A 14003-nucleotide genomic window follows, 5' to 3' on the forward strand; every position below is an offset into this window, starting at 1 on the left:
GAGACATGCCCGAGCAGATGATCTGGACCGCACTGCCGAACGGCCTCGTGGGCTCGGGCGGCGACCGCCGGCTCCGCCTCTCGGTGATGGTTTCCCCACGACTGACGACATCCGACGGAGGCGACGGCGTTCTCTCCGCGTTCCCCGATCTTCACCACTGGACATCCACCATGACAGCGACGCGGTTCGCTGTGGGGTTCGGCGGTGCGACGGTGGCTGACGGACTCCAGCCCCGAAACGCACTCGAACCTGCGCTGTGGGACGCGCTCTTCACCGACCAGACGCCGGTGCGCTCCTATGCGTTCCGCGACTACTCACAGCATCAGCTGCACTCGTACCCTGTCCGGCACCTACGGGACCAGATCCAGCGGCTCTACGGGAGCGTCGCCACCGACGCGGTGCTCGAACCTCCAGTCATTTTTCAGACCGAACCGGTCAGCGGCCTGTTCTTCACCCTGCAGGACTTCCAACCCGGGGCCTCTGGACCGGAGACCGACGCTGTTGCCGCCTTCCTGCGATTCCACGACCGTCCGGCGCGGCCCAATGCCCCGCTGCCGCGGACTGCGGAGCAGCTTGACCGGCTGCTCGACTTCCACCAGGCCGTGGCATGTCTCAACGACTACCCCGCGTTGTTGCGTCCGTTGGGGCTGGTTTTCGACCTCGAGGTCCTGGCCGACGCTGTGCCCGCTGCTGCCGACCCCCGCTCGCTGCAGGTGCTGCCCCACTGGTTGCCCGTCGATCCCGGCAGCCCGATCCCCGACATCTCTCCCGCCACCAGAGCTCTCTGGGACGGGACCACCTTCGCTGCCGTCTCTTCCGAAACGGACATCCAGCAGGGCCTCCTGAGCCTTGATGAAGGCGTCTTCGACCTGGTCGACACCGACATCGACGGTGCCGTTCACAAAGTCGCCAACCTCGCCATGAATCTGCGCGACATCACGTCGCGCCGAGCCGTCGACCGCCCGCAAACGGCGGCTCTCCCCGCCCTGCATTCTGCCGGACTCTCGCTGATCCGTGATGCCCGGGCGCAGGCACTCAGCAGACACCTCGCACGGATGAGCACCCAGAATGCCGTGATCGAGGGGCCCAGCCCGGAGACCGCCGTCTTCGACGCCGAGCAGCTCGTACGCGGCTATCGGGTGGACATCTGGGACTCTGACACGCAGACCTGGCACTCGCTGTGCGAGCGGGTCGGCACATATCGCTTCGAGCGCACCAGCACGAAACGCACAATTGCCGACGAGGGTTTCGTGCAGCTGGCAGCTGCGGGAGTACCCACCGAGCCCGGCCAACCATCTCCGGCACCCGAGCTCTACCTGCACGAGTCCATGTTCCGCTGGAACGGCTGGAGTCTGGTGGCGCCCAGGCCCGGTCTTGCCATCTCGTCGAACGGCGACCCCAACGCGGCACCACAGCAGCCGGACAACGCTGGTGTCACGTCGTTCGGCCTGCGGACCACGTTCGATCCGGCTCGCGGGTCGCTCCCCACGCTCCGGTTCGGGGTGGGATACCGGCTGCGAGCCCGCGTGGTCGACCTGGCCGGCAACAGTCGGACTCTGGGGGAGGCAGCCGATGCCCCCGCTCTGCCGCCGGCCGCGCCTGGGCATGTGTACCTGCGCTACGAGCCCGTGCCCTCACCCGTCGTCGTGCTGCGGAAGCCCCTCGATCGAGATGCAGCTCCAGGCGAGTCGCTCGACCGTGTCGTCATCCGCACCGCCAACGCAGACAAAGGCCAAGACGATGTTCCAAGCGTCGACACGGCCGATCGCCACGTCGCCCCACCGCGGACCACCCCAGCGCTGGCCGAGGCCCACGGAGGGTTCGACGACGAGACCGGGCACGTCCGGGGCGACGCGGCGACGTACCGGATGATCCGGGAACGCGACGCCGCCCAGCTCAACCAAGACGGCGAAGTGCCCGCCGAGCCGGACGAGCAGCTGATGGTGCCCTACCTCCCGGACGTCCTGGCTCGCGGGGCTGCCCTGCGTGGACTGCCCGGCGTGCCGGAAGGGACGATCGGGACGGTGACCGACGAGGGTCAGCTCATCTACCGGCCGATGGAGCTGCTTCAGCCCAGCTCAGTCACACAAGTCGGCTTCGGACCCGCCTCGGAGTGGCCCGCCATGCAACCGTTCCGCCTCGTACTGCAGGAAGGGTCCGACCGACCCACCTGGGACGCGAGGAAGCGAGTCCTCACCATCGCTCTGCCCAAAGGTGAGGTGGCGGAGGTGGACCTCAGCTGCTACTTCCACCGAGCCGATCTCGAACTCCTGGGAGTCTGGGACTGGATACGCCGGGAGATCGAAGCCCGGTACGCCAGCGCCAAGGATCCCGCAGCTCTGGAACGTCTGGGCGACGCCGTCCTCCCTCTGACCCAGCGAACTTTGGAAGGGGGGCACTGGGCCCTCACACCCGCCCGGACGTTGGTACTCGCGCACGCGGTGCAACAGCCGCTGGGTGCGCCGGTCATTGACGGTCTGCTGGCCGACCGCGACTTCGGATCCACAAACGCGCGTCTTCAGGGCACCATCCGGGTTCACCCTTCGAGCACGGGCAAGATCGACCTGGTGGCGCGCTGGGACGAGATACCGGGTTCAGGGCCCGAGCCGACTGTTCTGCGGCCGGTCGAGGATTCCGCCGCCGAGTTGCACCTGCACCACGACAAGCAGCCGGGAACCATCACGTTCGGCGGTCAGGACATCGCCGAGTACGACCCCACGACCTCCACCATCCTGATGAATCGCTCGATCCATCCCCGGCACGAGTTCGGGGACACCAAGCACCGGGTGGTGCGCTACCGCGCCGTCGCGGCCAGCCGTTTCTCGGAGTACTTCCTCCGCAACGTCGAGGTGACGCTCCGCGGAACCGCACCGGCAGTCCTCGATCCTGCCGGCATCGCTCCGCACTCCGAGTCCGTCACAAGCACCGACGGCTCCCGGACGTTCACCCTCGCCGAGGGAGACACCGGAGACTACGAGGTGAACCACCAGACCGGTACGATCTCCCGCTCCGCCACCGGCGCCGTCCAAGACGGGGAAACCGTGCGTGTGCAGTTCCTGCCACCGGTGAGCCGCGAGAGCGACGAGGCCATCGTCCATGTCCCGAGCTCGGCTCGCCCCGCTGCACCCCAGGTGCTCTATGTCGTGCCCCTCTTCGAATGGCGCCGCCAGACCCATACCAATCTGCTGGCCAGCCACCGCCATGGGAACTGGCTTCGGGTCTATCTTGACGGGCCGTGGTTCTCCTCGGGCGAGGGCGAGGAACTTGGGGTCGTCGTACCCAATGATCGGTTCGTGGAGCCTCAAGGAGAGCTGGCGCGATACGTCACACGGACCGCGGCCGACCCCCTCCGGTCTGCCGGTTCTCTCCCCTGGAGCTTCCCTCACGGGAAGAGAGACTCCGGCCCGCGAGGCCACGGGTTCACCCTCGACGAGCTGGAGCCCACCCCCGACAATCGTGTGGCCGTGTTCGGCCACGAGGTCGCCTTCGATGCCGACCGAAGACTTTGGTATTGCGACATCGAAACCGAACGCGCCAGCGGCGTCTTCGGGCCCTCCGCATTCGAGCCCTTCATACGCCTGGCCCTCGCCCGCTACCAGCCGCACTCGGTCGTCGAGTTCGACCCCGCCCAACCGGAGAAGCTACGCGACGTCACGCTGTCGCGCGTGGTGAACTGCGACTTCGCCCAACTCCACGAGAACCGCACGATGCTGGTGACCTATGACCCCTACCGCCCGGCGCACCTTCAGGTAGCGGTGTCCGGCGACAGCTACGAGCGGACTCTGGAGAGTATGGGCCCCAGCAAGATCGAAGTGTCCGTCCAAGAGCGCGAGCCAGGACTTGAGGGAGAACTTGGCTGGGTGCCGGCCACGGACGTGACGGTACAACCCGAGGAGTCCCCCGCGGAAGTGTCGGCCGCGGTCCTTTGGCGCGGTGATGTCAACCTACCCGAGGACCGTCCCATTACCGGGCTCCGCATCGTGGTCGAAGAGTGGGACACACTTCTGGCTGACGACCCCGAGCAGCCACCTCGGCTGCTGTACGCCGATACGGTTGAGCTCGATTCGTTCGGCACTGCCAAGTTGGGCTCGGACACCGTGCTCACCACCAAACCGAGCCCGTCCGTGTTCGGTCAGAGTGTGACGGTCACCGCCACCGTCACCGGACCCGGCACCGCGCAGCCCACCGGCCGAGTCACCTTCACCGAGGGCACCCGTCGACTGGGAGAGGCACCGGTGGTCGACGGCGTGGCCGCACTGTCACTCTCTGACCTGCCGGTCGGCTCGCACCGCATCACCGGCTCGTACCGCGGCGACAACACGGCCGGACCGAGCCGGGGGCAGGTCGAGCACCAGGTCGGGCGGGCCGGCACGACGGTCGACGTCACCCCCCGACTCGAGATCCACGGGACGACCCCCTTCTGACCGGGGAGCAGCCATGCCCGACATCGAGATCGACACCTCGCAGCTGACCTTCCCCGGCTTCGCCGTCCCTGAGGCCGGGACCGGGGTACTGGACGGCTCCGTGTCGCCGCCCCCGACCGTCTCATTGCCAGTCGGGGACAGCTACCACCTCGAACAGGGGACGCAACCCCTCTCGGATTTCGTGTTCGCGGTGAAGGCGGACGGCACCGTTGACTTCGACCCGAGCCTCGACGCCTTCCTGAGCGGGCGCGGCGAGCGGCGGCTGACCGTACGCGGCCTGCCCGTGACACTGGACGCCACCGCGCTCGACCACCCGCTCAAACTGCAACCCACCGGCATGGTGTTGGCCCCCGACCGGCCGCACCAGCTGTCCCTGCTGCCCTCACCGCAGTACCGCGTCGACGGGCAATCGATGGTCGGGCACTTCACATTCGACCTCACGCCGGACGGTGGCATCGGCCTCGATCCCGTCGCCGCCGGCTTTGTGACAGCCACAGGCCACACCCTGACCGTGCGCGGCTTCGACATCACCATCGACGGCACCGGGCTGGCGCACGATCTGCTGTTCGCCCCTTCCGGCGCCGAGCTGTCCCGGGGTGAGGAACACCAGCTCACCGTGATCCCGGGCACGAACTTCGCCTTCCAAGCGGGATCGGCGGTGGCCCGGTGGACCTTCGGAGTTGGACCAGCCGGCGAGATCCTGCTCGACCCGGGTTTGGAGAGTTTCGCAACCGCTAACGGCGGCAGGCTGACCATCCACGGCTACGAGATCACCATCGACGGCACTGCACTGTCCGGCGACCTGCTGGCCGCGCAACAAAATGTCGTACTTTCCCACGCTGAGGTGCACCGGCTCAGGATGATGCCCGCACAGTGGTACTTCTTCCAGCTCGGGACGGCGGTGGCGAGCTGGCAGTACGAAGTGGGCCTGGACGGCAAGGTCGGCCTCCTGCAAGGTCATTCCGTCCTCGACCCCGAACAGAACGGCTTCGCCACCGCCCGCGACAGCACCCTCACCATCCACGGCTACGAGATCACCATCGACGGCACTGCACTGTCCGGCGACCTGCTGGCCGCGCAACAAAATGTCGTACTTTCCCACGCTGAGGTGCACCGGCTCAGGATGATGCCCGCACAGTGGTACTTCTTCCAGCTCGGGACGGCGGTGGCGAGCTGGCAGTACGAAGTGGGCCTGGACGGCAAGGTCGGCCTCCTGCAAGGTCATTCCGTCCTCGACCCCGAACAGAACGGCTTCGCCACCGCCCGCGACAGCACCCTCACCATCCACGGCTACGAGATCACCATTGACGGCACTGCACTGTCCGGCGACCTGCGGGCCATCCCCATGAACATCCTGCTGCCCCGCACCCGAACCAACCCGCTCACCCTCATCCCCTCCCCGAACTACTCCTTCCAGGCCGGGACAGCCGTGGCGCACTGGCAGTACGGCGTCGGCCTGGACGGCGGCGTCGACTTCCCGGAGGACTGCGACGGCTTCCTGGCCGGTCGGGGCACCCGCACCCTGGTCGTGCGCGGCTGCCCGCTGGTCGTTGACGCCACCCAGGCGGACAGCGACCTGGTGGACATCGTTACCATCGGCGCCCCCGCGCAGACGGCGCGCGAGCTCTTCGCTCTGGTGATACCCGCCGAGAACTACATCCCTCGGACCGCGAACGGCACTCTCAGGACGCCGTTCAACGTGGAGAAGGACGGGACGCCCTCCTTCAGGACCGATCCCGCCACGCACGGCTTCTACGCGGTGGCGGCCTCCTCGGCGCCCACCTCCTCGCAGCCCGGGCAGGAAGTGACGTTCCGCTTCTCCGTACGGGCCGAATCGCCGGGACAGGGCACGCCGCAGGGAAATGTGACGTTCACCCAGGAAGGTGAGCTGCTGGGCAGCGTGCCGCTCGACCCCGGCGGCCGGGCGACGCTGCGGACCGTGGCCCTGCCCGCCGGCGAGCACGAAATCGCCGTCAACTACCTGGGCAACGAGAGCTTCGAGCCCAGCTCCGTCTCCGTGCGCCATCGCGTCGAACCCGCCGGGGAGAAGGGTGACGCCCTGTCAACAGCTCGGAATCTTCTGGCACTGTCCGAACGGCTGGCCGGCGATGGGCAATTGGCCGCCGCGGTGGCCCCGGCGCAGTCAGCGGTGGATGTCCTGCATGCCTTCGATCCACCGCCCGGGCGAAGAGCCGAGTATCTGAACTTGCTGGCGTCCGCGTTGCACAACATGGTGAGACGACTGCTGAACGCCAAACGGGACGATGAAGTGGCGCCCTTCGCCGAGGAAGCGGTAGCGATCTACGAAGAGGCCGCCAAGGTTTCTCCCGCCACCTCGGCCCTAAACGTGGCCGATGGCCTGATTACCTTGTCCGGCGATGTGTCCGGGATCGGGTTGGCCGCCAACGCGGTCACTGCAGCACAGGCAGGGGTGGCTGTCCTACACGGCTTGGAGCCAGAGGACAACGACCTGGCCCACTACGTGTTGTCGTTGGCGTTGGCGGCATTCACGTGGGCGCTCCGCTTGATCCAGGCCGGCCGCGGCGACGAAGCCGTGCAACCCGCTCTGGAAGCAGTGCAGGTCTACCAAGGCCTGGCTGACGTCGATCCAAGCCGCTTCGAGCCCCCGGTCTTGCAAAAATTTGAGCAACAGGCTGCCGCTGTTACGCGCAACCAGGCGGGGCCGGGGGAAGAGCCTGTCCCCGACCCAGCCCTTTCGGACACGGATGCGTGGGACAAGCTGCCTCCGTTGAAGCTGATGGACGATCCGCACGCGGTAGACGGATTCGTCAAGCTGGCCCAGGCACTGCTGAACACATCCGATGCCGGACCTCGGTTGACCATTGACGGCAACTTCGGCCCGCTCACTGAAACGGCTGTCCGAGACTTCCAGACGAGCCAGCACCTCCCCGCTACAGCCGTGATCGACAGCGACACCTGGTTCACCCTGGCGTTCGCCCGCCCCTTCCCGGTACTGGAGCCCGGACCCCGCACTCCACCGATGGCCGGTCCGCCAGTGGCAACCCTCCAGCGCCTGCTCAACCTGGCCGGCGCTGTGCCCCAGCTCGACGTCGACGCTCGGTTCGGTCCTGCCACCGACTCTGGGCTCCGCGCCTTCCAGACGAGGCACGGCATCGCTCCCACGGGCAAGACGACGGCGGAGACCTGGGCGGCTCTGTCCGCGCTGCCGGCCCAGGATGTCCCCTCCGAAACGATGCGCCTGACCTTCTCCTACGACAGCGAGGACTGGGCAGCCAACGGGCCGGCCGTACGGCTCGTATCCCGGGAGGACATCGCCATGACCGCCCCGCTCTGCGACGACCTCGAGACCCCCACCACGGGGCTGGCCGGCTTCTGGTACGAGGTCCAGGACGCACAGGAGCAGGCACTGTACCGGCGTGGCCGGCACATGCCGATCACCCTCGCGGCGGAGGTCCCTTCCGACAAGCAGGACGGGAGCCCGGGCAGCTTTCCGGTCGACTCTCCGAAAGGCACGTTCGAACTCCTCGTACCGATCCTCGCGCGTGCGCAGAGGTTGGTCCTGTTCAGCAGTCCGTTGGATCCCGAACGGCAAGGCGAGCCAGCCGCCCCCGTCGCATCCTTCACTCTCAGCCAGCTTTCCGGAGGTCCGCTGTGAACGTTGTCGACTTCCTCGTCGGCGATCCCTCGAGAGTCGCCACGGGCTGGACTCTGGCCGTTGTTTCGGAAGGGTATACAGAACGTGATCTGAACAGAGGACTGTTCGCCAAAGATGTGTCCCTCTTTGTCGCAAAGCTACTCGCCACCCCGCCGTTCAACCACCCCGACATTCTCCCTTTGATTAATGTGATCAAAGTTTCCGAGAAATCGCAGAATTCGGGCAATGAGATCGAACTGCGCAATCCACCACCCGAGGAGTCGCCATTCCATACAGCGTTCGGCGCGATGTTCGGGCGCAAAAAGACCCCCGAGGGCGTGCAAATCAGACGCCTCTTGTACGGCGACAACCGCAAGGTGCAGGAATTCGTGCGGCGACAACCCGGTCTGGCTGCCGTAAATTACTTCCTGGTCATCGTCAACAACACCAAGATTTATGGCGCATCGGGGGGTAGCGTCGCTTGGACCAGCAAAAATCCCGCGACCACATGGACGGATACGGCCGTCCATGAGATCGGGCATCATGCATTCAACCTGGACGATGAATACCCCTATTCCGGGGAAAGCGACAACGATCCTATACGGACATTCCCTGCTGACACTTCGGACAGCACCGCCCCCAACGTCGCCAAGGCGGGTGACCTTGCCAAGCTCAAATGGGCAAGCCTCGTCACTCTGCATCCGTCGTTCGTTCCCACGACGGTGCAGACATCTCCCTGCGTCCGCAATCACCCGGTCAAGCCCTCGATTCAGCCGATAGGGGAAGAGGAAATCGGAGCCTACGAGGGAGCCGCCCACTTCGACTGTGGCCTCTACCGGCCCGCACTGAATTGCAAAATGCGAGAGGACCGGAAACACTTCTGCCGGGTGTGCGAGGCAGTTGGCCGAATTAATATTGGGCACTATATGGTCACTCCGTCGGACGAAAGCGCGATGGCGGCCGGCGCTTGGACACACGTGCAGAGTTTTTTGGAGGACAACAGTCGCATGCTGTCTTACAACTCTGATACCGGTGCGTACGCGATCTCCCACACACATGGCTACTTCGGGTCTGAGCGTCGACCGGACGGAACACCGCCTCTATCTCGGACAAATCCAGATCTCGGTACGGGTTCGATCGGTCAGGGCTGGACCTGGCTCGTCCCGTTCACCCTGAACGGGACATTGCATCATTTGGTGCACCAATTCGACTCGGGTCGCTTGGGAATGTTCAAGACGAACGAGTTCGCCAACACACTCATCCCGACATTCGCTTCGCCTTCCGGAAACGTCTTTCACACCCATGTCGTGACGCTCACGATCGACGGGGCCGCACACTTTATCGGCTACAACAGGTTCACCGGGGATGCGTCACTGTTCCGCATAGATAGCGACAGCAGTGATCCGACGCCCGTCACGACCATGCAGTGGGGACGAGGACACACATCCGTGGTCTCCGTACCGATCGATGGCGAGCCCTTCGTGCTCACCTACCGCATCGCGACCGGAGAGGTGATGATCCGGCGCATCACGCCACCGGGGTTCACTATGACGTTCGCCTCGAAACTCAACTTCTGGGTCACCAACCTCACGCACTTGTCCCTCCTCGAGCTCGGTGGCCGGTCGTACATCATCCGGCACTGCGCCTTCAACGGACGGACTTCGCTCCATCACCTCCGGGCGAGCGGCAGCGGTGCGGACTTCGTCTGTGGGATCCCGCCTTCCGGTAGTGGCGCACCGACCCGATTCGGCGTGGGGGCTCCGGCTGTCGGCAAGATGTCGTTTCCTCCTCCTACCGGATCCGTCACCTTTGACGCAGTGTTCCTCTACAACGCGATTCAGCAGAACATCCACGCCACGCCCCTGAGCGTTCGGTGATGCGGTCCGTACAACAGGCTTGTGGATGAGGTTTTCGGCAGGGGCCGGGCGCACTACAGCGCCGGGTGCCAGGGTGGTGACGACCTCGATGCCCTCGGCCTCGAAGACGGCATCGAACGCCCGGGTGTACGTGCTGTCGCGGTCCCTGATCAGATATCTGACAGTGAGCCTCTTTCATCCTGTGCTGGCGGGTGAAATGAGCTGGTCAGCGGGTCTGGTGACGAGACAGGGCCCCTCGTCGTTGGCGTGGTGATTCCACTCAGCACACCGGCGACCAGAGGGGCCCTGTCGGTTCCGTATCCTGCCATGCTCGATGTCCCGCACGAGCTCGTCGAGCATGTTGCCTGGCTGCTGTACGAACACCGCCGCGCACTCTCCTGGACGGCCAACGACGGGGTCCCCGACACCGTGGTCTCCGCCTGGGCCGGCCATTCCGACCTCAGCTTCACCAAACGGGTCTACGTACACCCCGATCCACAGAGCCTCAAAGCCGGCTCGCAGAAGCTCGGCGAACTTCTCGGCCAACCATGATCATCACGACTGTGAGAAGTTGTGAGAGGCAAGCCCGGAAAAAGATCGAGGGCCCCGCTCCACTCTCGTGAAACAAGGCCCTGACCTGCGACGATGGAGCAAGCTCCCGTCGGGACGACAGGATTTGAACCTTGCGCTTGCCGAATATCTCATCCGCCCTGGTGAGAGCGAGTGTGCCCGGTTTCGCCGATGTCGACCTCGGTTGCTCGAGTCGGCACTCTCGCGCAGTTGGAGGTCGCCGCGGCATGATGATCAACCGTGCTGCTTCGACTGGCTTACCTGGGTGTGACGAACGCGTTCGCGGTACTGCGCCTGCTGCCGATGAGCGATCGGGACAAAGACGCGGAGATCCTCGCCCTGCGCCATCAGATCACTGTGCTGGAACGTCAACTCGGCAACAACAGAGCGCGGTTCACTGCGAGCGACAGGGCGTTCCTGGCTTCACTGCTGCACCGTCTGCCCTTCGACGTGCTGCGCAGTCTGCGGCTGCTGGTGCGACCGGACACGGTGCTGCGCTGGCACCGCGATCTGGTCGCTCGCCGCCATGCTGTCGCCTCCCGGCCGAAACGCCCGGGGCGCCCACGGACGGTCCACTCCGTTCGGGCGCTGGTGGTGCGCTTGGCGAGGGAGAACCCCTGCTGGGGGTATCGCAGGATTCACGGCGAGCTGCTCGTCCTGGGCGTGAAGGTAGCTGCGTCCACGGTGTGGGAGATCTTGAAGGACGCCAGGATCGACCCTGCACCCGAGCGCGGCTCCAGCACGTGGCCGAACTTCCTGCGCTCCCAGGCCGACGCGCTGCTGGCCTGCGACTTCTTGGAAACCGTCACGTTGTCGGGGACGCGGATGTACGTGTTCGCGGTGATCGAGCACGCCAACCGGCGTATCCGGATCCTGGGAGCCACCGCCCACCCGACGGCATCCTGGGTGACACAGACGGCGAAGAATCTCGTCATGGACCTCGAAGACGCCGGCTGCCGGGCTCGGTTCCTACTCCGGGACCGTGACGGGAAGTTCCCCGCCCTGTTCGACGCCATCCTCCACGACGCCGGCATCGAGGTCGTACTCAGCGGCATTCAGATGCCGAGAATGAACTCCATCATGGAGAGGTGGGTGCAGACCTGCTGGCGCGAACTGCTGGACCGCACGCTGATCTGGAACCAACGCCATCTCTCCTATGCCCTACGGGAGTTCGAACAGTTCTACAACGGGCACAGGCCGCATCAGGGCATCGCCAATGCCCGCCCGATGCGCCCACTCCCCCAAACGATCAACGATCCGGGGCAGATCACCCGCCTCGACATACGACGACGCAAGCGTCTCGGCGGCATCCTCCACGAGTACGAACATGCCGCATGACGTGCACGGATGACATTTTCGGCAAGGACACCGCTCTGGCGACCCGAATCAGGTCGGTCCCTATCGGATCATCGGCCGTCTCGGCTCGGGCGGCATGGGTACCGTTCACGCCGGTCTCGGTCCAACCGGTCTCCGTGTCGCGGTGAAGGTAATCCACCCCGCGCAAGCCGAGGACCCTGATTTCCTGGCCCGCTTTCGCCGAGAGGTCCAGCTGTCTTCCCGCGTACAAGGGCCGTGCCTCATACCCCTCCTCGCAGCAGACCCGGATGCCGAAAACCCCTGGCTGGCCACCGCCTACGCCCCCGGGCTCACCCTCGACCAACATCTCACCGCACACGGAGCGCTCACCGGCGGCACCCTGTACGCCTTCGCCACCGGCACCGCCCAGGCTCTCGCCGCCATCCACGCCGCTGGCGTCATCCATCGGGATGTAAAGCCGCAGAATGTCATCCTCACCCAGGCCGGCCCCCGGGTCCTGGACTTCGGTATCGCTCATGCCGCTGACGGCACCTCCGTGACCCGGACCGGTGTCATGACCGGCACCCCCGGTTGGATCAGCCCCGAGCACTACCGCACCGGTACCGCGGGCCCCGAGGGCGACATGTTTGCCTGGGGAACGCTTGTCGCCTATGCCGCCACAGGGCGCTTGCCCTTCGGGACTGGAGCTCCGGACGTCGTCGCCTACCGTGTCATGTCTGAGGAACCCGATCTCGTCGGCCTCCCCGACGAACTGCGCGAGCCGTTGATGAAGGCACTCGCGAAAAATCCTGCCGAGAGAATCAGCGCTGACGCGGCAGCCCGGGAATGCGAGCAGCTCCTGGCCCGCCAGGCGACGCAGGTCCTTGGCGCCGACGCCGGGCCGGCGCCGACGGGCAGCAGCAACTCCCTCACCGCCGAGTGGGACCTGCCCAGCATGGAGGACCCTGCTTGGAGCCTCCCCGCTTCCCCGAGGCGTAAGCGCACTGTCATCACGGCCGTCGTCACGGCGATCGCCGGCGCTGCTATCTCGGGCGGCATCTTCACCTTCTACAGCAGTGGCGACCGTGCGGACGTGAACCTCACGTCCCAACGCACCGCCACTTCGGCACGCCCCACCGGAGAAGCCGCCCCGATCACCGCCTCCGCCACCACGGCTTCCGGAACACATGCCGAACCCACCACCGTTCCCGCAGTCGATCCGCGCACGATCAGGATCCCAAAGGATCCCCTCGCCGGGGTGGCCAACCCTGCCTACACCCGTGCCGGTGAAGAGACTCAGCCACATTCCGACGAGTGGAGATCGAGCACCATCGCCAGCAGCCCCGAGGAACGGGACACGGAGAAGGCGATCCGTGAGCGGATGATGTCCATGCTGGCCACCAAGGACATGGACTTCATGAAACCCACGATCACGTTCAACCAGCGGGCCCAGACTGTGATGGTCACCGGTGGGCCAGTTCCGCAGTTGCCCGAGAACTACCAGGAGGTGTTCCGCAGGACCGGTGAGATGGCAGCCTGCTCCACCCTCGCGCACCGTCTTAAGAACGACCCGACCACCTGGCCCTACGGCCGCTTTTCCATCCACTGGAAGACGTCCGACGATGATCCCGATGCAGCGGCCCTCGGGTACGGAGAGGCGACAGACGGCTGCCTCTCAGAAACAGCCGGCCAGTGGCACGGAGACGAATCCGGCATGGCCACGGCTGAGATACCCAGCAGCAACAAGACGGAGATCCGCGTCGCCGACGCCACGGTCAAGACCATCGTTGCCACCTGGAACACCAACACCACCGAAACGAACGAGGACGCCCTCACTCTCAACGACGGCATCAGCCTCGGCTTCGATCCCGTCGAAAACGCCGCTTACGTTTGGACCGACGACCCCAACAGCCGATTCGCCAACCGCGCATCCCAGTCCAACCTCAGAGGCGCTGTTGAAGCGGCCGTCTGCCGCAAGCTCACGGTCGAATTCAACAGCAACAAGAGTTGGAATTACACCCGCTGGGCCGTCGCCGTCTACGACGCGTACACCGACACACGTCAGTTCATCGGGGCAGGCAACTGCACTCCATGAGTCCACCGATGGCTGTGCGAGCTACCTTCTGCCGCCGACCTCCTTTTCCAGGCCGTTGGTGAAGCTGCGCAGGTGAGGCAGGACGACGGCACGGGCAGCCGTGATCCATCTGAAGGATTCAGGGCCGCTCAAAGGCCAACTGGACC

The 14003-nt window shown here is 65.5% G+C and carries 5 protein-coding genes and 1 pseudogene; all 6 read left to right on the forward strand.

Annotated elements, in window-relative coordinates:
* The first annotated feature begins 5 nt into the window (after window positions 1–5).
* Window positions 6–4424, forward strand: a complete 4419-nt coding sequence (locus OHA58_RS03085) for an Ig-like domain repeat protein (protein WP_405476114.1) — start codon at window positions 6–8, stop codon at window positions 4422–4424.
* 13 nt (window positions 4425–4437) lie between these two features.
* A complete protein-coding gene (locus OHA58_RS03090) occupies window positions 4438–8061 on the forward strand; it encodes a peptidoglycan-binding protein (protein WP_405476116.1) in 3624 nt (1207 codons plus the stop codon).
* The gene (locus OHA58_RS03095; RefSeq protein WP_405476118.1) at window positions 8058–9917 is read left to right on the forward strand and encodes a M64 family metallopeptidase; all 1860 of its coding nucleotides are present in this window, start codon (window positions 8058–8060) and stop codon (window positions 9915–9917) included. The genes OHA58_RS03090 and OHA58_RS03095 overlap by 4 nt, the downstream gene beginning before the upstream one ends.
* A 246-nt stretch (window positions 9918–10163) precedes the next feature.
* A pseudogene (locus OHA58_RS03100) lies at window positions 10164–10286 on the forward strand (IS5/IS1182 family transposase); the annotation flags it as partial.
* Window positions 10287–10706: 420 nt separating this feature from the next.
* Complete coding sequence (locus OHA58_RS03105) at window positions 10707–11804, forward strand: helix-turn-helix domain-containing protein (protein ID WP_405476120.1); 1098 nt, start codon at window positions 10707–10709, stop codon at window positions 11802–11804.
* 70 nt (window positions 11805–11874) lie between these two features.
* Window positions 11875–13857, forward strand: a complete 1983-nt coding sequence (locus tag OHA58_RS03110; RefSeq protein WP_405484730.1) for a serine/threonine protein kinase — start codon at window positions 11875–11877, stop codon at window positions 13855–13857.
* The last annotated feature ends 146 nt before the right edge of the window (window positions 13858–14003 follow it).

Origin of the sequence: Streptomyces sp. NBC_00009, from assembly GCF_045040855.1 — a bacterium.
In the GTDB taxonomy this organism is placed as follows: domain Bacteria; phylum Actinomycetota; class Actinomycetes; order Streptomycetales; family Streptomycetaceae; genus Streptomyces; species Streptomyces aureus.